The following is a 22,675-nucleotide window of genomic DNA, read 5'->3' as shown; positions in this document are numbered from 1 at the left end:
ATGAGTGAAGTGCAGAATCATCTTGGGGAAAAATTTAAAGAGACCATTGCCGAAGCCATGAAGACCGGAGATTTCCGGGCACTGAATACATTAGTAACCGATACGGTCACCGATGCTCTGCGGGAAGCGGATTTTCAGGCGAATCTATCCAGGGAAGCCACGGAAAAAAAGGTCTGGAATTCCCAGCGCAACTGGCAGGATAAAAAGCGGGAAGAAGAGAAGTCTAAAGAGCAGATCCAGACGGAGCGCGAAGAACGGGAAAGACAGCGGGAAGAACACCGCAGACAAAACGAAGAATGGCACAGACAGCGAATAGAACGGGAAAAACAATGGGAAGAGCAGCGTAAGGCACAGGCGGCGCAGAACCGTGCCAGAAATCAGGCAGGAGTCGGGACACCCAGAAAGGCTACGGCTTCCGAGATGACTTCTTTGGTAAAAATGGAGAAAAAGGGAAGCGTGTCCGGAACTTTGTACACTGTGTTCGGCGGCATCGGACTTGGTTTTTCCGGGCTGGGACTTTTGGTACAGCTTCTCCTGGCAGCTTTTAGTGCAGCAAGCTTAAGTGCGGCAATTCTTCCGGGAGTACTTTCTTTGGTATTTTTGGAGATGATATCCTATGGCAACGGACAGCGCAGAAGATTACAGCGTGCGGAGAAATATCTGGAGCTGTGCGGTACCAAGATGTACGGTGTGATCACGGAGATGGCGCGTTATACCGGCAAAAGCGTCCGCTATGTAAAAAAGGATCTGCGTAAAATGTTGAAGGCCGGAATGTTCCCTGACGGTCATCTGGATGACAAAGAGACCTGTTTTATGTTAAATGATGTGATCTATCATCAGTATCTGGAGACAGAAAAGGCTTATCTGGAACAGAAAAACTTAGAGGAGCAGGCAAAACAGATGCCGGATACAGGAACAGCACAGGACGTTGCACAGGCGGAGAGAGAACAGGAACTCCACAGTATGGTGGCAGAGGGGATGGAATGCATCAGACATCTGCGGGATCTGAACGACCGGATCGAAGAGGAGGCAATCTCCGAGAAGCTGTACCGTCTGGAGAATCTGTTGAAGGAGATCTTCGACAGAGTGCAGGAGCACCCGGAGCAGATGCACAGAATGCATAAATTAATGGATTATTATCTGCCCACTACTTTAAAGCTGGTGGAGCAGTATGCGGAATTTGATGAAGTCAGCAGTCCCGGAGAGGACATTCTCGATGCCAAGAAAGAGATCGGGAAGACACTGGACATGATCAATCAGGCATTTGTGACATTGTTAAACAATCTGTTTCAGGATGCAGCCTTTGACGCAGCGGCTGATGCGCAGGTATTACAGACCATGCTGGCAAAGGAAGGTCTGACGGAATCCGATTTTGTAATGGAAAAACAGTAAATTGAAATTTGATTCGCGATTCCTCCGACGAAAGGAATCGTCTGCGGAAGGGAGATTAGTATGAACATGGATTTAGACGCAGCAACAAAAGAAGCACCGACTCTTACACTGGATCCTTTTGCCGAGGCAAAGGAAGAGATCGTGGAGAAGAAGCCGGAGGAGTTAGTGGAAGAGCAGGCGGTTCCCGAGATGGAACTGACACCGGAAGAGCAGAAGCAGGTGGATGATTTCGCAGCACAGATCGACCTGACCAATACCCAGGCGGTGTTACAGTACGGAGCCGGAAGCCAGAAGAAGATCGCAGATTTCTCAGAGACGGCGCTTAATAATGTCCGGACCAAGGATATGGGAGAAGTTGGAACTCTGTTAACCGATGTGGTGGCACAGCTAAAGGACTTCGACACCGAGGAAGATAAGGGATTTTTCGGACTGTTCAAAAAAAGCGGAGACAAGCTGAGCAATCTAAAAGCAAAGTATGATAAGGCAGAAGTCAATATCACAAAGATCTGTGATGCCATGGAGAGTCATCAGGTAGTGCTGTTAAAGGATGTGGCTGTGTTGGACAAGCTATACCAGCTGAACCTGAATTACTTCAAGGAACTGTCCATGTATATCCTGGCAGGCAAAAAGAAGCTGGCGCAGGCAAAAAGTGTGGAGCTTCCGGAACTTTTAGAGAAGGCACAGAAGAGCGGACTGCCGGAGGACACGCAGGCAGCGAAAGATTTCGCGGCAATGTGTGAGCGGTTTGAGAAGAAGATCTATGATCTGGAGCTGACCAGAGCCATTTCCCTGCAGATGGCACCCCAGATCCGTCTGATCCAGTCCAATGATATCGCCATGTCCGAGAAGATCCAGTCGACGTTAGTGAATACGATCCCCCTGTGGAAGAGTCAGATGGTCATTGCCATCGGTCTGGATCATGCTACCGATGCCGCCAAGGCACAGCGTGCCGTATCGGATATGACCAATGAACTGCTGAAGAAGAACGCGGAAGCACTGAAGGTGGCGTCTGTGGAGACAGCGAAGGAATCCGAGCGGGGAATTGTGGATATAGAGACACTTAAGAGTACGAATCAGACACTGATGACGACATTGGATGAGGTCATGAAGATCCAGGAAGAGGGACGTGCGAGAAGACAGAGCGCAGAGGAAGATTTACAGCGCATTGAGAATGAAATGAGAGATAAATTACTGGAGATGAGCCGGGCATCCCATACCTGAATTTTACATAATTTTAATCAGCTTCATCTTGACGAAACAGATAAGGAAAATTAAAATAAAATACAGAAAGGTTAATTCACGGAAGGAGCAGAAAACAAATGAAAAAACTGGAAGAAATACTGAGAGACAAGCCAATTAAAAATAAGCTTTCTTTTGCATTCCGCATCATGGACATTTTATATGTGGTGCTGGCACTGGTGGCAGTGGTGGAATTGGTACGGTCAAAAGGCTATATAGGAAGTATAGTTGTTGTGGTTTTACTTGTTTTAGCTATCATATTTAATGCATCCATGTCTAAAATGCTTGCCAAAATGCTGATAGATCCGATCACGAACCTGGTAACTGCGTCTGAGAAGATCGCATCCGGTGATTTTGAGATCGGTGTACCTTATGAATCTGAGGATGAGCTGGGCAGACTTTCCGACAGCTTTGAGACCGCCGCAGCTATTTTGAAAAAGGTTGTATCAGATCTGCAGACTATTGTAGAACAATTTTCCGATGGTAATTTTGATGTTCACAGCAGCTGCCCGGAGGCATATGTCGGACTGCTCCGAAATGTTTTGGATGAGCTGGATGAAATGGTAAATAAGATCAGTGAGACCATGCACGGTATTCAGGATTCCTCCGAGCAGGTATCTGCGGGCAGCAATCAGCTGGCAGTCAGTGCACAGGATATAGCGGAGGGCGCTACCCATCAGGCAGCATCCGTAGAAGAACTGGTGGCTACCGTAGACGAAGTAACCAGTCAGGTACTGGAGAATACCAAGTCTACCGACATTGTACATGACAAGGCGAAAAAGGTAGGTATCGAGGCAGCCAACAGCCAGAAGAAGATGGATGAACTGGTAGATGCCATGAAGAAGATCAACGCAACGACCCAGAACATTGAAAAGATCATCGCGGATATTGAGAATATCGCATCCCAGACCAATCTGCTGTCCTTAAATGCTTCCATCGAGGCAGCCCGTGCCGGAGAGGCAGGAAGAGGCTTCGCAGTCGTGGCAGATCAGATCAGACAGCTGGCAGAAGAGAGTGCTAATTCTGCAGTAGAGTCCAAGAAGCTGATCGAAGAGTCCATGAATGAAGTAGAGGTGGGTAATAAGGTCACCAAGGAGACCAATGATGCTATGCAGGAGGTTATGGCTGAGCTGGATCAGATCATCCAGGAGGTTGCCAATATCCGTACTGCGTCTGACAAACAGGCGGTTTCCGTTAAAAATATCAAAAAGGGTGTGGAAGACATCAATGATGTTATCCAGTCTAACTCTGCAGCAGCTGAAGAGACTTCCGCTACCAGCGAGGAGCTTTCCGCATCTGCAACGACTCTGAACGAGCTGTTAGAGCATTTCAAACTGCGCGGCTGATCAGAGGATGTGTTCTGAAATAAGCGGAATAAGGAAGAGAGAACAGAAGAACCATAGCTGTAAGTTCACAGCTGTGGTTCTTTTCATATCGGAGGAGTAAAAGACAAATGCTTCACAGAAAACAATACAGGGTGGCGGTGAGAGTAACCATTATGGTGCTGGCGCTTACCCTGACTGCCTGTGGAACACAGGAAAATACCGGGAGTACGGAAAGCGTGAAGAGCACAGAAACCGTGGAGAACATGAAGAGTACAGAAACTGTGGAGAACACAGAGACCGTGAAGGGCACAGAAAACGTGGAGAGCACAGAGACCATAGAGAATGCAGAAATTATAGGAGCTATGGTTTCGGAGAGTGTGGCACCACAGGGAACGGCAAATGTCACACCACAGATGCAACCGGTAGAATACACTGACTTGCAGCAGATCACCCTGGATCCCACATGGAAATATGCAGATCATTCTAAAATAAATACCGGAGCAGCCGTGTTGTACCCGGCACCGGAGGAATCCGGACGCAAAGGTATCGTCATCGGTGTCAATGCCGGACACGGGACGGCGGGCGGTGCGAAGGTGAAGACGCTGTGCCATCCGGACGGCTCGGCGAAGGTCACCGGCGGCAGCACAGCGGCGGGAGCTACGGAGGCTGTTGCAGTCTCCGGGGGCATGACATTTCAGGACGGCACACCGGAGCGGGAGGTGACATTACGTATGGCACAGATCCTGCGGGATAAGTTGTTATCTTCCGGTTATGATGTGCTGATGCTCAGGGACAGTGAGGATGTGCAGTTAGACAATGTGGCGCGGACTGTGATCTGCAACAATGTCGCGGACTGCCATATTGCACTGCACTGGGACAGCGGAGACGGCAAAAATTACGACAAGGGATGCTTCTACATCTCGGTGCCGGAAGCACTGAAAACCATGGAGCCGGTAGCGTCGCACTGGCAGCAGCACGATATCCTGGGAACGGATCTGGTGGAGGGACTGCGGGAGCAGGGAGCCACAATTTATGGGAAAGGACATATGGGTATTGACCTGACCCAGACATCCTACAGCACGATCCCTTCTGTGGATATGGAACTGGGAAACGCATATTCGGATCACAGCGATGTGATATTGGAACAATTAGCCACAGGGCTTCTTGCCGGAATCAATACTTACTTTGAACAGTAGGGACTTTGCAAAGAGTGTGAGGTATGCTATAATACTATTTTAGATTCGTTTGCCTCTGCACGGAGGCGGATGGACTTATGAGCGAAATACAGAATAGAAAATACAAGAAAGGCAGACCCTTTTGGTGGGTCTGAACGGTAAATAAATCATGAAGCTGGGTATTGTAGGTCTTCCCAACGTAGGAAAGAGTACACTTTTCAATTCCTTGACCAAGGCGGGAGCGGAATCCGCTAACTATCCTTTCTGCACCATCGACCCCAATGTGGGTGTGGTAACAGTTCCGGATGACAGATTAAAGGCGCTGGGAGAGATGTATCATTCCAAGAAAGTGACCCCTGCTGTGATTGAATTCGTAGATATCGCAGGTCTGGTAAAGGGTGCTTCTAAGGGTGAAGGACTGGGTAACCAGTTCTTGAGCAACATCCGTGAGGTGGATGCCATCGTCCATGTGGTAAGATGCTTCGAGGATACGAATGTCATTCATGTAGACGGCAGTGTAAATCCTTTACGGGATATCGAGACCATCAACTTAGAGCTGATCTTCGCAGATCTGGAAGTACTGGAGAGAAGACTGTCCAAGGTAGTCAAGGCTGCCAGAATGGACAAGACCTATGCCAAGGAGCTGGCACTCTTAGAGCGTATCAAGGAGCATCTGGAAAGCGGTAAGATGGCGAAGAGCCTGGAAGTCACCGATGAGGATGAACTGGCTCTGATAAAGGAATACAATCTGCTGACCTACAAGCCCGTGATCTATGCGGCAAATGTATCCGAAGATGATCTGGCAGACGACGGCGCATCCAATGAGATGGTAGCGAAGGTGCGAGAGTTCGCTGCAAGTGAGAACAGCGAAGTATTCGTCATCTGCGCACAGATCGAGGAAGAGATCTCCGAACTGGATGATGACGAGAAGGCAATGTTCCTGGATGATCTGGGATTAACGGAATCCGGCCTGGAGAAGCTGATCAAGGCAAGCTATCATATCTTAGGTCTGATGAGCTTCTTAACCGCAGGAGAGGATGAGACCAGAGCATGGACCATCAAGATCGGTACCAAGGCGCCTCAGGCAGCCGGCAAGATCCATTCCGATTTCGAGAGAGGCTTCATCAAGGCGGAAGTTGTAAATTACAAGGATCTCTTAGAGCAGGGGTCCCTGGCAGCTGCCCGTGAAAAGGGACTGGTCGGCATGGAAGGCAAGGACTATGTCGTACAGGACGGCGATGTAATTCTGTTTCGATTCAACGTGTAATACTAAGATCCGCAATAGACAGATTACGAGACTGCTTGCAGGCAGAGTAATCTGTCTATTAGCGAATGTCTATTCCGGATTCGAGAGCGCAAAGCGCGGAGAAGCCGGTTAGTATGGAGACATGAGCAAGAAAGGATATAATAATTATGATGAATGCAGGAGATATTGTATTTCCCCATTTAGGCATTTACCTGGAAAATGTTCCCAGAAGCTTTACCGTATTCGGTTTCGAGATCGCTTTTTACGGTCTGATCATCGGCATCGGTGTACTGGCGGGTATCCTGATGGCGGTGCATGAAGCGAAGGTGAGCGGAGAGAATCCGGATACTATTTGGGATTTCGCTATTTATGCCGTGATCTTTTCAGTGATCGGTGCCAGAATTTATTACGTGGTATTTGCCTGGGATTATTACAAGGACAATCTGTTGAGTATCTTCAATACCCGTAACGGTGGTATGGCGATCTACGGTGGTGTGATCGGAGCTTTCCTGACTCTGTTTATTTACTGCAAGATCAAGAAGATCAGCCCTTTCCGGCTGGGAGATCTGTGTGTACCGGGACTGATCTTAGGACAGGTTATCGGCCGCTGGGGCAATTTCATGAACCGTGAAGTGTTCGGAGAATATACGGATAATTTCCTGGCTATGCGGCTCCCTGTCGAAGCGGTGCGCAGTCGGGATATTTCCGAGAATGTAGCGGCACATATTATTGAGGGAACGAATTATATTCAGGTACACCCCACATTCCTCTATGAGAGTCTGTGGAATCTGATGATTCTGATCATTATGCTGGTATACCGCAAGCACAAAAAGTTCGAGGGAGAGATCTGCCTTTTGTATTTCGGAGGCTATGGCCTCGGCAGATTCTGGATCGAAGGTATCCGGACAGATACCCTGTTTATCCCCGGAACGAGCCTCGCCGTATCCCAGGTATTATCCCTGTGTATGGTGATCTTCGCGGTGGTGACGGACATTGTGGTACGTATGCACCTGAAAAAACAGCCGAAAGTGGAAAAAAATTAAAAATTTTTAAAAATTTATTAAGAATATCGAAATAAGAGCAAATACATAGATATTGTGTTTGCTCTTATTTTTTTACCACATATAGTGGAAAAGAGCGCTCTTGTCATAGGACAGGACGCTTTTTTTGATTCTGCCGTCGAAAAAAGCCACTTGATTTCTCTTGTAAAATCCCTTAATTTAGTATAAAATCATAATAAAAGTGGGAGAAAGTGGAGGCAAGTGCCACAAAGTGGTAGATTTTTGGAAAAATGACCTCCTTTTTCGTGGCAGTCCCCTTTTGGATGAATGGTGGTGAGTGCGATGTTTATGAGCGAGTACAACCATACGTTAGATACGAAAGGCAGGTTGATCATTCCGGCGAAATTCCGAGAGACTTTAGGCGAGGAATTTGTAATTTCCAAGGGAATGGATGGCTGCTTATTTGTGTATGCGGGCGATGACTGGAATGCTTTTGAACAGAAGCTGACCTCATTACCTCTGATCAATAAGGAAGCAAGACAATTTGCCCGTTTCTTCTTAGCCGGTGCGGCTACGGTGGAAGTGGACAAGCAGGGAAGAATCCTGTTGCCGACACACTTGCGAGAATTCGCCGGACTGGAAAAAGATGTGGTGTTAGTCGGAGTCGGCAGCCGTGTGGAGATCTGGAGCAAGGATAAGTGGGAGACCATGAACTCGGATGCGGATATGGATGAGATCACCGGCGCCATGGAAGGACTGGGACTGACCATTTAAAAGAAGCAGATTTAAAGAAGCAGGAGAGGATGACCGTCGTGGAATTTAATCATTATTCTGTGATGTTGCATGAGACCATCGAACAACTGAATATCAGACCGGACGGCATCTATGTGGACGGAACCTTAGGAGGCGGCGGACATGCCTATGAGGTGTGCAGCCGCTTACAGAACGGACATTTCTACGGGATCGATCAGGATGACGCGGCGATCGCGGCGGCATCGGAGAGATTACGATGCTTTGGAGATAAAGTGACCGTGATCCGCAACAATTACGTGAATGCGGTGGAGGCACTCAGAGAATACGGAGTCACCGGTGTGGACGGCATCGTGCTGGATCTGGGAGTCTCTTCCTACCAGTTAGATACCGAGGACAGAGGGTTTTCTTACCGGTTTGATGCACCGCTTGACATGCGGATGGACCGCAGGCAGACCCTGACAGCAAGAGATATCGTGAACAATTATTCCGAGATGGAGCTGTATCATATCATCCGGGATTACGGCGAAGATCCGTTTGCGAAAAACATTGCGAAACATATTGTAAAAAACAGGGCAGACAAGCCCATTGAGACTACCTTTGAATTAAATGAGATCATTAAGGCCGCAGTTCCGGCGAAAATGCGGCAGAACGGACATCCCTCCAAGCAGACATTCCAGGCGATCCGCATTGAGTGCAATCAGGAACTGGAAGTACTGAAAAAGGCATTGGACGAATTGATCGATCTGTTACATCCCGGCGGAAGGTTCTGTATCATCACCTTCCATTCCCTGGAAGACCGGATCGTGAAAAATGCGTTCCGCAGGAATGAAAATCCCTGTACCTGTCCTCCGGAATTTCCGGTGTGTGTATGCGGTAAGGTCTCCAAGGGAAAGGTGATCACCAGAAAACCGATCCTTCCCGGTGCGGAAGAACTGGAAGCAAACAGCAGGTCCAAGAGCGCAAAGCTACGTGTGTTTGAAAAGAAATAAGAATTTTAAATCTTTAATCAGTGAAAGTGGGAATAAAGTATGGCACAGAGAAGAAGTAATACCCCATACATATATGATAATACAGCAAGAGACTTACAGGTCCGGAGACAAATGGAAGAGCCCCGGAGACAGCTGTCTCATGAGACGAGAAAAAACAGAGAAAAAGCAAGACACATGAGCATCGGCTATGTGACTTTTCTGATGGTGGCACTGGTGGCATGTGCATTTTTCCTGGTGAACTATATTCAGATGCAGTCACAGCTGACCACAAAGATCACGGAAGTATCCAGAATGGAGAGTGAACTGAACGCTCTGAAATTGTCCAATGATGAAGAATACAGCCGTATCACCAGCAGTGTGAAGCTGGAAGAGATCAAGAAAATTGCCATCGGTGAACTGGGAATGACCTACGCAACAGAAGGACAGGTCATTCCTTATGCCGGCATCAGCAACGATTATATGCGTCAGGCTGACGGCAGTCAGAACTAAGCACGGGAGGCAGAACGTGTGAAGGAGAAGAACCCCAAGAAATTCAGTATCAAAATGCAGAAGAAACTGTTATGCCTGTATGTATTGATCATACTGGCATTTATTCTGCTGTCGTTTCGTCTGTCATGGATCGTGAGAGCGGACGGAGCTGACTATGAGAAGCAGGTGCTCTCCCAGCAAAAATACGATTCCATCACCCTGCCGTTTAGGCGTGGTGACATCGTGGATGCCAAGGGAACGAAGCTTGCCGTCAGTGAAAAGGTGTATAACCTGGTCATCGACGCCAGGGTAATGCTGGACCGGGAGGATTATCTGGAACCCACCATGGAAGCGCTGGCTGCGAATTTCCCGGATCTGGACATGACGGCGGTGCGGCAGTATGTAACGTCTCATCCCGAATCTTCGTGGTATGTGCCTCTTCGGAGGATGACTTATGACCAGATCAGCGGATTCCAGGCGGCAGCACTGGAAAACAGTAAGATCCGTGGTGTCTGGTTCGAAGAGGAATATAAGAGAGTCTATCCAAACGGTTCTCTGGCGGCAGATGTGGTCGGATTTGCCAGAGCGGACAATGAAGGACAGTACGGACTGGAAGAGTATTACAATGATGTCCTGAACGGAACCACCGGAAGAGAGTACGGTTATCTGAATGATGATGCCAACCTGGAACGTACGATCAAGCCGGCAGTGGATGGCAACACGATACACAGTACCATTGATGCTAATATTCAGGGCATTGTGGAGAAATACTTAAAGCAGTTTAACGAGGAGCATAAGGATGCGGCACATCCCGGCAACGGCGCGGAAAATGTGGGCTGCATCATCATGGAAGTCAATACCGGCAATATTTTGGCCATGGCAAGCTATCCTACCTATGACCTGAACGATACCAGGAATACGGATGCCCTTTTGGGATCCCGTAAGATCGAGATGGTGACCAATGCCAACGGTTATCAGGTACTGACGAAGACAGATACCTATTTTACCCAGGAAGATATCGATGCCCTGACGGATGAAGAACTGTTGGATAATCTGAATTACCTGTGGAAGAACTATTGTATCTCCACTACCTACGAGCCGGGATCCACGGCGAAGCCTTTTACCGTGGCGGCAGCACTGGAGAGTGGTGCCATCACCGGCAACGAGCACTATCAGTGTAACGGATATCTGGAAGTCGGCGGCCATACGATCAAATGCCACAGCTACCGTTCCGGCGGTGAAGGCGATGTATCGGTACAGAATTCCATTGCCTGGTCCTGCAACGTAGCGTTAATGAAGATCGCTGCCACCATGGGCAAGGAGGAATTTGCCAAATTCCAGCAGACCTTTAACTTTGGATTAAAGACCAACGTGGATCTGGCAGGAGAAGCGAGAACCGCCAGCCTCTTGTTCCCGGTAGACCAGATGGGAAGCGCTGATCTGGCGACCAACAGCTTCGGACAGAACTTCAATGTGACCATGATCCAGATGATCACCGGTTTCTGCTCCCTGATCAACGGCGGATATTATTATGAGCCCCACATGGTGGACAAGATCACCAATGCAAGCGGAGCAACGGTGGAGAACATTGAACCGAGAGTATTACGACAGACCATCTCCGAGAGCACATCGGCGAAAATCAGACAGTATTGCAGAGCTACCGTTATGGAAGAGGGCGGTGACCGCAGAACCGGTAGAACCGCAAGACCTGCCGGATATGCCATCGGCGGCAAGACCGGTACCGCAGAGACCATTCCTCGTAAAAACGGTGAATATGTTGTATCCTTTATGGGATATGCACCGGCGGATGATCCTCAGATCGCCATTTACGTGGTTGTGGACCGTGCCAATGCATCCCCTCAGGATGATGCAAAGTTCGCAACGGGAATCGTTAGAAATGTTCTGACGGAAGTACTGCCTTATCTGAATATCTTCATGACGGAGGAGCTGTCTGAGAAGGAGATTCAGGAACTGGCAGAGAAACAGATCGAGATTACGAATCAGTATACACAGAAACCGGAAGACGGGGATACCCAGAATAACGGTGACGGAGCAGATACCGCTTCCGATCCTGCGGATCAGACGGGCGGAGAGAGCACCGGAACCGGAGAGGGAGAAGAGTCTCCCACAACTTCTGAGGACTGGAGAAATTACCCTGTGGATCCTGCTACCGGATATCTGGTAAGTCCGATCGACGGCGGCCTGATCGATCCCGTTACGGGAGCGGATGTCGGCGGAGAGGATACCCTGGGTGACAGCCCGGTGAACAATAATCTGCTGAATCAGCAAAATGAATAAATAGACGTTCATGGAATGAATAGCCTCACCTTTGGAGCCATAAAATGTAAAAAGCTCCGTGGGTGAGGTTTTTTTATGGCAGATCATCAGAACCGATTTTTTCACCGCAAAAAGATCATGACCATATTTTTCCTATGTACGGCAGTCTTCTGTGGGCTGCTTGGACGACTTTTGTACCTGATGGTATGGAGGGCGGATTATTATGGAGAAGCAGCCACCAGACTGCACGAGAGGGAGAGAAGCATCAAAGCGGCAAGAGGGAGGATCCTGGATCGTAACGGCGTCGTGCTGGCGGATAACAAAACGGTCTGTACCGTATCCGTGATCCATAACCAGATCAAGGAACCTGAGCAGGTGATCGCCATGCTGGTAAAGGAACTGGGTATCTCTGAGGAACTGGCCAGGAAACGGGTGGAAAAATATTCCTCCATAGAGCGGGTGAAAAGCAACGTGGATAAGACTGTCGGTGACAGAATCCGGGAATATGATCTGGCAGGGGTAAAAGTGGACGAAGACTATAAGAGATATTACCCTTACGGAGAACTGGCAAGTAAGGTGCTGGGATTTACCGGAGGCGATAATCAGGGGATCATCGGACTGGAAGTGGTCTACGAGGAAGTACTTAAGGGAGAGCCCGGTATGATATTGACCGTAACAGATGCCAAGGGAATCGAGGTGGATACGGCGGGAGAACGCCGGGTGGAGCCGGTGCCGGGGAGAGACCTTCGCATCAGCATTGACAGAAATATCCAGGAGTATGCCATGCAGCTGGCGGAACAGGCCTGTGCTGCCAAGGAGGCGGACAGCGTCTATATCATTGTCATGAATCCGAAGAACGGGGAGATCCTTTCGATGGTCAATTACCCGGAGTTTGATCTCAATGACCCCTATACACTGCCTATGGAGACCGTTACGGCAGAAGACGGCAGTCTCCTTACGGTGGACCCCGGGCAGCTTACAGCCGAGCAGAAGCAGGAAAAATTAAATGCCATGTGGAGAAACGGCTGCATTAATGATACCTATGAACCGGGATCCACTTTTAAGATCATTACGGCGGCTGCAGGATTGGAGTCCGGTGTCGTGACCCCGGACAGCAACTTCTCCTGCCCGGGATTTATCATTGTGGATGACCGTAAGATCAGATGCCATAAGACGGTGGGACATGGAAGTCAGACCTTTGTGCAGTGTATGGAAAACAGCTGTAATCCGGCACTCATTACTGTGGGGCTCCGCCTCGGTGTGGATGAGTATTACCGGTATTTTGAGCAGTTTGGTTTAAAACAGCGCACCGGGGTGGATCTGCCGGGGGAGGCGGCAACGATCATGCATAAAAAGGAAGACATGGGAAATGTGGAACTGGCGACGGTGGCTTTCGGGCAGTCCTTTCAGATCACGGCGATCCAGCTTCTGACTACGGCATCCTCCATTATCAACGGCGGCAATCGAATCACGCCACATTTCGGGATCGAAGCGCTGAACCGGGACGGAGAGGTGGAAGAGGTGTTTTCCTATCCGGTACGCAGCGGAATCCTGTCGGAGGAGACCTCTGCCACCATGCGCTATATCCTGGAGATGGTAGTAGCGGAAGGATCCGGCAGGAACGGGCAGGTGCAGGGGTTCCGGGTAGGAGGAAAGACCGCGACCAGCCAGACCCTGCCCCGTGGGAGCGGACGTTATATTTCTTCTTTTATCGGTTTCGCTCCGGCGGATGATCCCGAGGTCATCGCCATAGCCATCATCAATAATCCACAGGGCGTCTATTACGGAGGACAGGTGGCAGCCCCTATTATAAGGCAGTTGTATGAAAATATTTTACCTTATCTGGGATTGGAGAAGACAGAAGATACTGCTGTCGAAAATAACTGAATGAAAAAGGTTCCGGCGGGTGAAAATTTGACAAAATCTGCTGACCACACCCCTTATAATGATTCTGAAGGAGGGGTGTGATGCATTATGAACTGTATTTTGACAGCCTGTTCCTCCTGAACTTCGGCATGAACCTGTTACTTCTGATCCTGGTGGATCACAGTACCTGCCACACTGCCACGTGGTACCGGCTGACAGCCGGGGCGGCGATCGGAGCGGTATGTTATCTGCTCCCTTTTTTATGGAAGGGAACGGCGCTTCTAAAGCTTTTCCTGTGTCTTCTGCCGGGGACGGGACTCATGCTGTGGGTGGCTTTTCCCATACGGAATATGAGGGGATTCTGGCTGTATTTCAGAAAACAGTGCGTTTATACTTTTTTAATGGGAGGGGCGCTGGCGGCGGTGTTTCGAAGCTTTCCCGCAGGCAGAAAATTTCTCCCGGGCACCTGCATGGTGCTTGGAGTGGGAGCCCTTTTTTGTATCATTTTTCTGAGACACAGAAAAAAGGAAGAAGAGTACGCGGCGTATTGTCAGGTGTTCCTACGGGGAACGGACGGTGAATGCTGGGTCCCCGCCCTGATCGATTCCGGCAATACGTTAAGAGAGCCTATCAGCGGAGCACCGGTGTCGGTGCTGGATGTGAGGGTATTTAAGAGCCTGTGGAGAGAGGAACCTTCGGGATTTCGTGCCATCCCCTATCACAGCGTGGGGAAGAACAGCGGCATCCTTAGCGGTTATCCGGTACCGCAGATAACGATCCGGTACCGGGGCGTGGAAAAAGTGTGCAGAAATGTATATCTGGCAGTGAGTGAAGAGGAAATTGCCGGAAAAGAAATTCCTATGCTGCTGCATCCTGCATTGCTGCAGCCGGGAGACAGGAAGGAGCAATTATGATCTTAAAGATAGCAATACCCGGAAAAATGAAATTGAAAATAACACGCAGGGAGCCTTTTCCCATACATCGGAAAGGTGATCTTCACTATATCGGCGGAGCGGAAGTATTACCGCCTCCCCTCCAAAGTGATCAGGAGAATCAGGTCATCGGCGATCTGGGAACGGAGTATGAGGATGAGGCGAAGGCAATCCTCATCGAGCATAACCTGCGTCTTGTGGTCTACATAGCCAAAAAATTCGATAATACGGGAGTGGGCGTGGAGGATCTAATCTCCATCGGCACCATCGGACTGATCAAATCCATCAATACCTTTAATCCGGAGAAAAATATCAAACTGGCGACCTATGCCTCACGGTGCATTGAAAATGAGATATTGATGTACCTGCGGCGGAATAATAAGACGAAGATGGAAGTGTCCATCGATGAACCCTTAAATGTGGACTGGGACGGCAATGAACTGCTCCTGTCGGATATCCTGGGAACGGATGAGGATGTGATCTACAGAGGGATAGAGAACGAAGTGGAGCGCAAACTTTTAATGAATGCCGTAAGCAAGCTGTCAAACCGGGAGAAGACCATTGTACGGCTGCGGTTCGGATTGGGAACCCCGGACGGACAGGAGATGACACAGAAGGAAGTGGCAAGCTTTCTTGGAATCTCCCAGTCCTATATTTCGAGACTGGAAAAAAAGATCATGAGGCAGCTGAAAAAGGAGATCAGCCTGCATATTTGACTTTGCATTCGGGACGGATACATGATACTATAAAGATTACGGAGAGGACCCATTCTCCGGATTGTGAATGACAGATTTTAAGGATGAAGATACATGATACAGCGTGATGATATATTATCGATGGAATATTTAAAAAAGACGGAATTCACCGGATGCCACCAGGGGATGCGTTACCGCCTGGAACAGACACAGGATCCGGAGGACCCCGAGGGTGGTAAAAAGCTTATGGTGACGGTATGGCCGGAGCCTTTTAATTATTTTAAGACCCCGGAGGAAAAAAAGAAAAGAGCATATTTTTCTTTTGACGAGGATGGCGTGGTGGATGCCGTCGGCTGGATGAATGACCGCTTATTCGAGGATAAGAAGATATGGGAGGAAGCACCTTCCCATTGGGATACCTATCAAATGTAAGGGAATAATAAGATGATGTTAAAATATATCATAAAGGATCTGAAGGAGACCCTGGCCTATCTTCCCTACGGGATCATGGCGGGGGCTGTTGTGGGACTGCTCCTGAACGGACTGAATGCCAGACGGGAGCGTAAGGGGAAGGATGCTTTTCCCATGGCGGGACTCATGGCATTTTCTCTGTATCTGATGATCATTCTGGTGATCACTTTTTTCTCCAGAGAGGATGGCAGCCGGATCGGCATGGACCTGGAACTGTTCTCGACCTGGGGGACGAATGCGAGGAACCATGCGTATGTCGTGGAAAACGTATTGCTGTTTATTCCCTATGGATTTATCTGTCCCTGGGCATTTCCGTGGCTGAGGGGATTTTTCCGTAATACCTTTGCGGCATTCGTGACCAGCTTCGGCGTGGAGACGATCCAGCTGATCACCGGCAGGGGATATTTTCAGGTGGACGATATCCTGACCAATGTGCTGGGGGCAGTGATCGGATATCTGCTGTTTCAGATACTGTATGGAATGCTGCGGAGATTCCGCAGACAATAAAAGTGCAATCAGAACAATCAGAAGATAACATGAAAAATGAGGGAGAAAGCGGAAACGGCAAAACTGACACAGAACGAAAAGCTGGGGTTACTGTTAAATGCTGCACGTAAGGGGGATGTCACCCGGATATAAAAATGGAGGTCTATGCGGTAAGATAGCCCCGCATAGCTTTCAAAGCATTTTTTTCGAGGCGGGAGACTTGGGCCTGGGAGATGCCGATCATGTCGGCGACCTCGGTCTGGGTCTTACCTTCGAAAAAGCGCAGAGAGATGATATGACGCTCTCTGTCGTTCAGACGTTTCATGGCTTCACTGAGGGAGAGATGTTCCACCCACGTCTCTTCCTTATTTTTTTTATCACTGATCTGGTCCATGACATAGAGGGTGTCGCCGCCGTCGGTATAGACCGGTTCGTAGAGACTCATGGGGTTCTGCATGGCATCTAAGGCATAGACGATGTCTTCCTTGGAGATACCCACCTCCGCGGCGATCTCTTCCACGGTAGGCTCCTTCAGATTTTTTCTCGTCAGTGTATCTCTGGCGTAGATTGCCTTATAGGCGGTATCCTTCAGGGAGCGTGATACGCGAATGCTGTTGTTATCCCGTAAGAATCTGCGGATCTCCCCGATGATCATGGGAACCGCATAGGTAGAGAACTTCACACCCAGAGTAGCGTCGAAATTGTCGATGGCTTTGATGAGACCGATGCATCCGATCTGGAACAGATCATCCACATTCTCCGCACTGCTTGAAAAACGTTTGATCACACTTAGGACCAGACGTAAATTCCCTTCGATATAGGTCTCTCGGGCAGCGGTATCTCCTTCGCGGATCTTCGCAAATAAAGCATCCTTGTCTGCCGCCTTTAACAAAGGCAGTTTTGCTGTATTGACGCCGCAGATTTCCACTTTTCCCTGTACCATAGAGACCTCCCGATTACTGAATTTTGTGATAACAACAGTATTCACAGGACTGTGGGAGGATATACTTTGCCGGTAGAATTTCCAGTATTTGCCGAACAAACGGATGGGAAAGGCATATATTATATATTATAGAAAGAAAGCAGGAGTACGCATATGCTTTTTTCCGAATTAAAATGCAAAGATGTGATCAATGTCAGAGACTGTAAAAAGCTGGGGCATGTCTGTGATCTGGAGTTCGATGAGTGCAGCGGATGCATCTGTAAGATCATGGTGCCGGGTGGAAACCAGTGGCTGGGATTCCTGCGCTGTGAGCCCAATATTGTCATTCCTTACAAGGACATCCGGCAGATCGGTCCGGACATAATTTTAGTTGACATTAACTGCTGATTCTCTTATAATATCCGTATAAATAACACGTGGTTTTTAAGAGGAGGATGCCTATGAAATGTCCGTTCTGCAGCCATGAAAATACCAGAGTGATCGATTCGAGACCGGCGGAAGATAACAATTCCATTCGCCGTCGCCGTGTGTGTGATGAATGCGGCAAGCGATTCACCACTTACGAGAAGATCGAAACGATTCCGTTGATCATTATTAAAAAGGACAATAACAGAGAGGCCTATGACCGTGCCAAGATCGAAGCAGGAGTACTCAGGGCCTGCCATAAACGTCCGGTCAGCGCACAACAGATCACGACGTTGGTGGACGAGGTGGAGAACGAGATCTTCAACCGGGAGGAACGTGAGATCCCCAGCGGAACCATCGGTGAACTTGTGATGAACAAGCTGAAGGATCTGGATGCGGTAGCTTATGTAAGATTTGCTTCCGTATATCGGGAGTTCAAGGACGTGAACACCTTTATGGATGAATTAAAGAGTGTCCTGAATGACAAGAATCACAATTGATTTCCGGAAGACTTAAGTTTTCGTAAAAACAGTCGATATTATAACTGATAATACGGCCAGATAAAGATAGAATTTCGCATGGCATGTGCGATAATGAAAAAGGATAAGCAAGACGGTATTTACAGAATAAGATGAATAAGATTACCGGGAAACAGATACCTCCGCCAATCCGGCGCAAGCCGGATGACGGAGGCTTTTTTTAATTTTTTCGGAAGAAACGATACAGACAGAAGAAGTAGATTCCCGCAAGTACCAGCTGGCTGACCAGAATCCCCCACAGATATCCCTGCATACCGATCACGGGAATGGCAAAAAATACGAACAGGAGCCGGATCAGAAGACAGACCACGTTGGAGGCAAAGATCCGTCCTGCCATACCGAGACCCTGCAAAATGCTGGAGAGAGTGGTATCCAGATACAGAAAAGGACAGATGAAGCCCAGAGTCACGATAAAATGACCGGCCAGTTCACTGTGGAACAGTTCCGTTCCCATCCAGTCACCCAGAAACAGAAAACCGCACAGACAACAGGCACCCATGAGACTGCAATATTTTACGGTGCGCAGTGTGTCACATAAGACGGCTCCACGGTCTCCTCTGGCATGATTTTCGGAGATGGTGGGAAGGAGAAGCACCGCCACGGAGCCGGTAAGGGCATTAGGGAAAAAGATCATGGGCATGGCCATGCCGGTAAGGACACCGTATACACTTAAGGCTGTGGTGGTATCATAACCATAGAGCAGAAGCTTCTGGGGAATGGAGACGGCTTCGATACTCTGTAAAATGTTCAGAACGATACGGTTAGCGGTCAGAGGCAGTGCCATACCAAGCAGATCCCGGTAGACCGGAACAGAAGGAAAGATATTCCGCACGGAAAGAATACTACTGCCCGGATACAGATGTATATACAGGCAGACCAGAGCAATCAGCATGGAAAAGATCTCGCCCACGGTGAGACCAAGAACCGCGGCATTGATGGAGGGAGTACGTCCTTCTGCCAGATCGGCTCCGGTGACGAGAAAGACGCAGCCGACTCTTGCAAGCTGTTCTAAAAGCTGTGTAAGAGCAGGTACGGAAGCTTTCTTTTTCCCATAGAAATAACCGTTGATGCAGGCGTGCAGCGTGGCAAAGGGGACAGAGAAGGACAGGATCCGCAGCATGGGTACGGTACGTGGGTCTTTTAACAGAAAAGTACCGATGGGATCCGAAGAGAAAAACAAAATGGCATTTGTTACAAGAGACAGGGGTAAGGTGATACTGATCCCGGCCAGTAGCGGCTTTAAATTCCCGGAAGGGCGTTTGGCGCTATCCGCTGCCACATATTTCGAGATGGCGGTCTGGTAACCTGCGGCAGTCAGGGAAAAGGAAAGAGACAGCGCCGGACTGAGCAGCTGATAGATGCCCATTCCCTCTTCACCGAAGAGCCTGGACAGATAGATACGGTAGAAAAATCCAATGACACGGGTGATGAGGCCGGTTGCAGTCAGGATCATAGTACCGAAGATCAGGGGATGACGTTTGGCTTGTTTCATAAGCGGATTTTTGCCCCTTTTTGGCTTAAAAGATCTTGCAAAAGTATATTCCGATGACCTTGTTGACAGAACAGTAAAGTGAATGCTATCATGAATAGCAGTAAAATGTGCATGATTAGTTACAAGATATGCAGAAATGAGGCAATATGATATATTTAGATAATGCAGCGACTACGAAAACAGCACCGGAGGTCGTAGATGCGATGCTCCCGTATTTCAGTGAATATTACGGCAATGCCAGCACCATCTACGGTTTGGGCGCCGAGAGTAAAAAGGCTATGGATCATGCCCGCCAGACCATCGCGGACAGCCTGGGAGCGAAGCCGGAAGAGATCTATTTTACCGCCGGCGGTTCCGAGTCCGACAACTGGGCGTTAAAAGCCACCGCAGAAGCTTATGCTTCCAAGGGAAAACATATTATTACCACGAAGATCGAGCATCATGCCATTCTCCATACCTGTGAGTATCTGGAGAAGAGAGGTTTTGAGATCACCTATCTGAATGTGGACAGAGACGGACTGATCAGCCTGGACGAGCTGAAAGCAGCCATCCGCCCCGATACCATTCTGATCAGCGTGATGTTTGCCAATAACGAGATCGGTACCATCGAGCCTATTGCCGAGATCGGAGAGATCGCGAAGGAGCACGGCGTATTGTTCCACACCGATGCGGTACAGGCGTATGCGCAGGTTCCCATCAACGTGGACGAGATGCATATTGACATGCTCAGTGCCAGCGGCCATAAATTAAACGGCCCCAAGGGCATCGGCTTTTTGTATATCCGTAAAGGCGTAAAGATCCGTTCTTTTGTACACGGCGGAGCGCAGGAGAGAAGCCGCAGAGCCGGTACAGAGAACATCCCCGGCATCGTGGGACTGGGGGCAGCCGTAGAGCGTGCCATGCGTATCATGGACAGTAAGACCCAGAGGGAGATTGAACTGCGTGATTATCTGATCGGACGTCTGGAGAACGAGATCCCTCATTGCTGGCTGAACGGTCACCGCACGAAGAGACTTCCGAATAATATCAATTTTTCCTTCCTGTTTATCGAGGGAGAATCCATGCTGATCATGCTGGATATGAAGGGAATCTGTGCTTCCAGCGGTTCCGCATGCACTTCCGGATCCTTAGATCCTTCCCATGTGCTGTTAGCCATCGGTTTAAAGCATGAGGAAGCCCACGGTTCCTTACGTCTGACATTGTCTGAGGATAGCACGAAGGAAGAGATGGATATCGTAGCGGAAGAAGTGAAGAAAATCGTACAGAGACTGCGGGATATGTCTCCTTTATATGAAGATTTTCTGAAAAATCAGAAGAACAACTAAGTAAGAAAGAAGAGGATAACAGATACATGTACAGTGAAAAAGTAATGGATCACTTTCAGAATCCCAGAAATGTCGGGGAGATCGAGGATGCCAGTGGCGTAGGTACCGTGGGTAACGCCAAGTGTGGAGATATTATGAGAATGTTCCTGGACATTGACGAGAACGGGATCATCAGGGAAGCAAAGTTCAAGACTTTCGGCTGCGGTGCTGCCGTAGCTACCAGCTCCATGGCTACCGAACTGGTAAAGGGCAAGACCATCCAGGAAGCTTTGCAGGTAACGAACAAGGCGGTAATGGAGGCTCTGGACGGACTGCCTCCCGTAAAGGTACACTGCTCACTTTTGGCAGAGGAAGCCATCCATGCAGCCCTGTGGGATTATGCGGAGAAGAATCACATCACCATTGAAGGCCTGCAGAAGCCCAAGAACGATATCAGTGAGGGCGAAGAAGAGGAAGACTATTAAGATCTATGAAGAAAAAAGTAGTGGTAGGCATGTCCGGAGGCGTGGATTCCTCCGTGGCAGCCATGTTATTAAAAGAACAGGGCTATGATGTGATCGGTGTCACCATGCAGATCTGGCAGGACGAAGAGGAAGCAGCCAAGGAAGCTAATGGCGGATGCTGTGGACTGTCTGCGGTGGATGATGCCAGAAGAGTGGCACAGAGACTGGAGATTCCTTATTATGTCATGAACTTTAAAAAAGAGTTCAAGTGTCATGTCATGGATTATTTTGTGGACGAGTATTTAAGAGGGCATACACCGAATCCCTGCATCGCCTGCAACCGCTACGTGAAGTGGGAATCCCTGTTACAGAGGAGCTTAGAGATCGGTGCGGATTATATTGCCACGGGACATTATGCGCGGATCGACAGACTGCCAAACGGTCGTTTTGCTATCCGCAATTCCGTTACGGCGGCGAAGGACCAGACCTATGCGCTGTATAATCTGACCCAGGATCAGCTTTCCCATACCCTGATGCCGGTGGGAGAATACACCAAGGACGAGATCCGTGCCCTGGCAGAGGAGGCGGGACTTCCGGTGGCACATAAGCCGGACAGTCAGGAGATCTGCTTTGTGCCGGATAATGATTATGCCTCCTTTATTGATAGAGAAGCCGGAGAAAAGGTGCCGGGACCGGGCAATTTTGTCACGGAGGACGGCAGGATACTGGGGCATCATAAGGGGATTACCCATTATACCTTAGGACAGCGCAGAGGATTGGATCTCCCCATGGGAGAGAGGGTGTTTGTTACAGCCATCCGTCCCGGGACCAATGAGGTGGTGATCGGTTCCAATCAGGAACTTTTCACGGATAAAGTATTATGCGAAAATGTGAATTATATGGCAGTGGAGGATATCACAGAACCCGTCAGGGTACTGGCGAAGATCCGCTATAATCATAAGGGCGAGCATGGAACGCTTACAAAACAACCGGATGGCAGAGTACTCTGTACCTTCGATGCACCGGTGCGTGCCGCTACACCGGGACAGGCTATGGTGTTCTATCAGGGCGAACATGTACTGGGCGGCGGGACCATTGTCCTATAGGAAAACAAGGATCACTATTTTATATAGTGGTCCTATATTTTTATCATGGCATGTAACAACAACAGCGGGAGCGTGCATATAATAGAAGAAAGCTTTTATAATTCACA

At 49.0% G+C, this 22,675-nt stretch carries 22 protein-coding genes; 20 read left to right on the top strand and 2 right to left on the bottom strand.

Features of this window, described 5'->3' with window-relative positions; translation table 11 throughout:
* The 15 genes from ACTRDR_RS03870 to ACTRDR_RS03800 all read left to right on the top strand — a co-directional run bounded on the left by ACTRDR_RS03870 (nucleotide 1) and on the right by ACTRDR_RS03800 (nucleotide 16,336).
* A complete protein-coding gene (locus ACTRDR_RS03870; RefSeq protein WP_440526221.1) occupies nucleotides 1-1,392 on the top strand; it encodes a 5-bromo-4-chloroindolyl phosphate hydrolysis family protein in 1,392 nt (463 codons plus the stop codon).
* A 60-nt stretch (nucleotides 1,393-1,452) separates the two neighbouring features.
* Nucleotides 1,453-2,613: a toxic anion resistance protein gene (locus ACTRDR_RS03865; RefSeq protein WP_176863991.1), complete on the top strand. Its 1,161-nt coding sequence runs from the start codon at nucleotides 1,453-1,455 to the stop codon at nucleotides 2,611-2,613.
* A 98-nt stretch (nucleotides 2,614-2,711) separates the two neighbouring features.
* Nucleotides 2,712-3,977, top strand: coding sequence for a methyl-accepting chemotaxis protein (locus tag ACTRDR_RS03860; RefSeq protein ID WP_440526220.1), 1,266 nt, complete (start codon nucleotides 2,712-2,714; stop codon nucleotides 3,975-3,977).
* 107 nt (nucleotides 3,978-4,084) lie between these two features.
* Complete coding sequence (locus ACTRDR_RS03855) at nucleotides 4,085-5,152, top strand: N-acetylmuramoyl-L-alanine amidase family protein (protein WP_440526219.1); 1,068 nt, start codon at nucleotides 4,085-4,087, stop codon at nucleotides 5,150-5,152.
* A 148-nt stretch (nucleotides 5,153-5,300) separates the two neighbouring features.
* Nucleotides 5,301-6,398 carry a redox-regulated ATPase YchF gene (gene ychF, locus ACTRDR_RS03850; RefSeq protein ID WP_154495055.1) on the top strand — a complete coding sequence of 366 codons (1,098 nt, stop codon included), beginning with the start codon at nucleotides 5,301-5,303 and terminating at the stop codon, nucleotides 6,396-6,398.
* Nucleotides 6,399-6,544: 146 nt separating this feature from the next.
* Nucleotides 6,545-7,420 (top strand): prolipoprotein diacylglyceryl transferase, encoded by an 876-nt coding sequence (lgt, locus tag ACTRDR_RS03845; protein ID WP_440526218.1) that lies wholly within the window; start codon nucleotides 6,545-6,547, stop codon nucleotides 7,418-7,420.
* A 300-nt stretch (nucleotides 7,421-7,720) separates the two neighbouring features.
* Nucleotides 7,721-8,152, top strand: a complete 432-nt coding sequence (gene mraZ, locus ACTRDR_RS03840; protein ID WP_176863997.1) for a division/cell wall cluster transcriptional repressor MraZ — start codon at nucleotides 7,721-7,723, stop codon at nucleotides 8,150-8,152.
* Nucleotides 8,153-8,190: 38 nt separating this feature from the next.
* The gene (gene rsmH, locus ACTRDR_RS03835; RefSeq protein WP_176863999.1) at nucleotides 8,191-9,120 is read left to right on the top strand and encodes a 16S rRNA (cytosine(1402)-N(4))-methyltransferase RsmH; all 930 of its coding nucleotides are present in this window, start codon (nucleotides 8,191-8,193) and stop codon (nucleotides 9,118-9,120) included.
* 39 nt (nucleotides 9,121-9,159) lie between these two features.
* Complete coding sequence (locus tag ACTRDR_RS03830) at nucleotides 9,160-9,609, top strand: cell division protein FtsL (protein WP_440526217.1); 450 nt, start codon at nucleotides 9,160-9,162, stop codon at nucleotides 9,607-9,609.
* Between the two features lie 18 nt (nucleotides 9,610-9,627).
* A complete protein-coding gene (locus ACTRDR_RS03825) occupies nucleotides 9,628-11,886 on the top strand; it encodes a peptidoglycan D,D-transpeptidase FtsI family protein (RefSeq protein ID WP_440526216.1) in 2,259 nt (752 codons plus the stop codon).
* Nucleotides 11,887-11,961: 75 nt separating this feature from the next.
* The gene (locus tag ACTRDR_RS03820; RefSeq protein WP_440526215.1) at nucleotides 11,962-13,752 is read left to right on the top strand and encodes a peptidoglycan D,D-transpeptidase FtsI family protein; all 1,791 of its coding nucleotides are present in this window, start codon (nucleotides 11,962-11,964) and stop codon (nucleotides 13,750-13,752) included.
* 80 nt (nucleotides 13,753-13,832) lie between these two features.
* The gene (locus tag ACTRDR_RS03815; RefSeq protein ID WP_440526214.1) at nucleotides 13,833-14,645 is read left to right on the top strand and encodes a sigma-E processing peptidase SpoIIGA; all 813 of its coding nucleotides are present in this window, start codon (nucleotides 13,833-13,835) and stop codon (nucleotides 14,643-14,645) included.
* Nucleotides 14,642-15,379 (top strand): RNA polymerase sporulation sigma factor SigE, encoded by a 738-nt coding sequence (gene sigE, locus ACTRDR_RS03810; protein WP_178050030.1) that lies wholly within the window; start codon nucleotides 14,642-14,644, stop codon nucleotides 15,377-15,379. The genes ACTRDR_RS03815 and sigE overlap by 4 nt, the downstream gene beginning before the upstream one ends.
* 93 nt (nucleotides 15,380-15,472) lie before the next feature.
* Nucleotides 15,473-15,790, top strand: coding sequence for a hypothetical protein (locus ACTRDR_RS03805; protein ID WP_178050031.1), 318 nt, complete (start codon nucleotides 15,473-15,475; stop codon nucleotides 15,788-15,790).
* 12 nt (nucleotides 15,791-15,802) lie between these two features.
* The gene (locus ACTRDR_RS03800) at nucleotides 15,803-16,336 is read left to right on the top strand and encodes a VanZ family protein (RefSeq protein ID WP_440526213.1); all 534 of its coding nucleotides are present in this window, start codon (nucleotides 15,803-15,805) and stop codon (nucleotides 16,334-16,336) included.
* 142 nt (nucleotides 16,337-16,478) lie between these two features.
* On the opposite strand, the gene sigG is transcribed toward ACTRDR_RS03800, so the two are convergent.
* On the bottom strand, nucleotides 16,479-17,258 hold the full coding sequence (gene sigG, locus ACTRDR_RS03795) for an RNA polymerase sporulation sigma factor SigG (RefSeq protein ID WP_176864012.1): 780 nt from the start codon (nucleotides 17,256-17,258) through the stop codon (nucleotides 16,479-16,481).
* Between the two features lie 153 nt (nucleotides 17,259-17,411).
* On the opposite strand from sigG, the gene ACTRDR_RS03790 reads away from it, so the two are divergent.
* Both ACTRDR_RS03790 and nrdR read left to right on the top strand, forming a co-directional pair.
* Nucleotides 17,412-17,645 carry a YlmC/YmxH family sporulation protein gene (locus ACTRDR_RS03790; protein ID WP_118546063.1) on the top strand — a complete coding sequence of 78 codons (234 nt, stop codon included), beginning with the start codon at nucleotides 17,412-17,414 and terminating at the stop codon, nucleotides 17,643-17,645.
* Nucleotides 17,646-17,698: 53 nt separating this feature from the next.
* Nucleotides 17,699-18,163, top strand: coding sequence for a transcriptional regulator NrdR (nrdR, locus tag ACTRDR_RS03785; protein WP_022313475.1), 465 nt, complete (start codon nucleotides 17,699-17,701; stop codon nucleotides 18,161-18,163).
* A 199-nt stretch (nucleotides 18,164-18,362) separates the two neighbouring features.
* On the opposite strand, the gene ACTRDR_RS03780 is transcribed toward nrdR, so the two are convergent.
* Nucleotides 18,363-19,694, bottom strand: coding sequence for an oligosaccharide flippase family protein (locus ACTRDR_RS03780; protein WP_440526212.1), 1,332 nt, complete (start codon nucleotides 19,692-19,694; stop codon nucleotides 18,363-18,365).
* Nucleotides 19,695-19,840: 146 nt separating this feature from the next.
* Between ACTRDR_RS03780 and nifS the strand changes: the two genes are divergently transcribed.
* The 3 genes from nifS to mnmA are packed head-to-tail and all read left to right on the top strand — an operon-like array spanning nucleotide 19,841 to nucleotide 22,568.
* Complete coding sequence (gene nifS / locus ACTRDR_RS03775) at nucleotides 19,841-21,019, top strand: cysteine desulfurase NifS (RefSeq protein WP_176864016.1); 1,179 nt, start codon at nucleotides 19,841-19,843, stop codon at nucleotides 21,017-21,019.
* A gap of 26 nt (nucleotides 21,020-21,045) precedes the next feature.
* Complete coding sequence (nifU, locus tag ACTRDR_RS03770; protein WP_022154150.1) at nucleotides 21,046-21,483, top strand: Fe-S cluster assembly scaffold protein NifU; 438 nt, start codon at nucleotides 21,046-21,048, stop codon at nucleotides 21,481-21,483.
* Between the two features lie 5 nt (nucleotides 21,484-21,488).
* Nucleotides 21,489-22,568 (top strand): tRNA 2-thiouridine(34) synthase MnmA, encoded by a 1,080-nt coding sequence (gene mnmA, locus ACTRDR_RS03765; protein WP_440526211.1) that lies wholly within the window; start codon nucleotides 21,489-21,491, stop codon nucleotides 22,566-22,568.
* Nucleotides 22,569-22,675: the final 107 nt, after the last annotated feature.

The sequence above is a fragment of the Simiaoa sp. genome (assembly GCF_051972595.1).
Taxonomy (GTDB): domain Bacteria; phylum Bacillota; class Clostridia; order Lachnospirales; family Lachnospiraceae; genus Acetatifactor; species Acetatifactor hominis.
This window is presented reverse-complemented; position numbering and strand designations above follow the sequence as displayed.

Coding starts and splice junctions, on each gene's coding strand:
- ACTRDR_RS03870 (WP_440526221.1), top strand. CDS start 1: ATGAGTGAAGTGCAGAATCATCTTGGGGAAAAATTTAAAGAGACCATT.
- ACTRDR_RS03865 (WP_176863991.1), top strand. CDS start 1,453: ATGAACATGGATTTAGACGCAGCAACAAAAGAAGCACCGACTCTTACA.
- ACTRDR_RS03860 (WP_440526220.1), top strand. CDS start 2,712: ATGAAAAAACTGGAAGAAATACTGAGAGACAAGCCAATTAAAAATAAG.
- ACTRDR_RS03855 (WP_440526219.1), top strand. CDS start 4,085: ATGCTTCACAGAAAACAATACAGGGTGGCGGTGAGAGTAACCATTATG.
- ychF (WP_154495055.1), top strand. CDS start 5,301: ATGAAGCTGGGTATTGTAGGTCTTCCCAACGTAGGAAAGAGTACACTT.
- lgt (WP_440526218.1), top strand. CDS start 6,545: ATGATGAATGCAGGAGATATTGTATTTCCCCATTTAGGCATTTACCTG.
- mraZ (WP_176863997.1), top strand. CDS start 7,721: ATGTTTATGAGCGAGTACAACCATACGTTAGATACGAAAGGCAGGTTG.
- ACTRDR_RS03830 (WP_440526217.1), top strand. CDS start 9,160: ATGGCACAGAGAAGAAGTAATACCCCATACATATATGATAATACAGCA.
- ACTRDR_RS03820 (WP_440526215.1), top strand. CDS start 11,962: ATGGCAGATCATCAGAACCGATTTTTTCACCGCAAAAAGATCATGACC.
- ACTRDR_RS03815 (WP_440526214.1), top strand. CDS start 13,833: ATGCATTATGAACTGTATTTTGACAGCCTGTTCCTCCTGAACTTCGGC.
- sigE (WP_178050030.1), top strand. CDS start 14,642: ATGATCTTAAAGATAGCAATACCCGGAAAAATGAAATTGAAAATAACA.
- ACTRDR_RS03805 (WP_178050031.1), top strand. CDS start 15,473: ATGATACAGCGTGATGATATATTATCGATGGAATATTTAAAAAAGACG.
- ACTRDR_RS03800 (WP_440526213.1), top strand. CDS start 15,803: ATGATGTTAAAATATATCATAAAGGATCTGAAGGAGACCCTGGCCTAT.
- sigG (WP_176864012.1), bottom strand. CDS start 17,258: ATGGTACAGGGAAAAGTGGAAATCTGCGGCGTCAATACAGCAAAACTG.
- ACTRDR_RS03790 (WP_118546063.1), top strand. CDS start 17,412: ATGCTTTTTTCCGAATTAAAATGCAAAGATGTGATCAATGTCAGAGAC.
- nrdR (WP_022313475.1), top strand. CDS start 17,699: ATGAAATGTCCGTTCTGCAGCCATGAAAATACCAGAGTGATCGATTCG.
- ACTRDR_RS03780 (WP_440526212.1), bottom strand. CDS start 19,694: ATGAAACAAGCCAAACGTCATCCCCTGATCTTCGGTACTATGATCCTG.
- nifS (WP_176864016.1), top strand. CDS start 19,841: ATGATATATTTAGATAATGCAGCGACTACGAAAACAGCACCGGAGGTC.
- nifU (WP_022154150.1), top strand. CDS start 21,046: ATGTACAGTGAAAAAGTAATGGATCACTTTCAGAATCCCAGAAATGTC.
- mnmA (WP_440526211.1), top strand. CDS start 21,489: ATGAAGAAAAAAGTAGTGGTAGGCATGTCCGGAGGCGTGGATTCCTCC.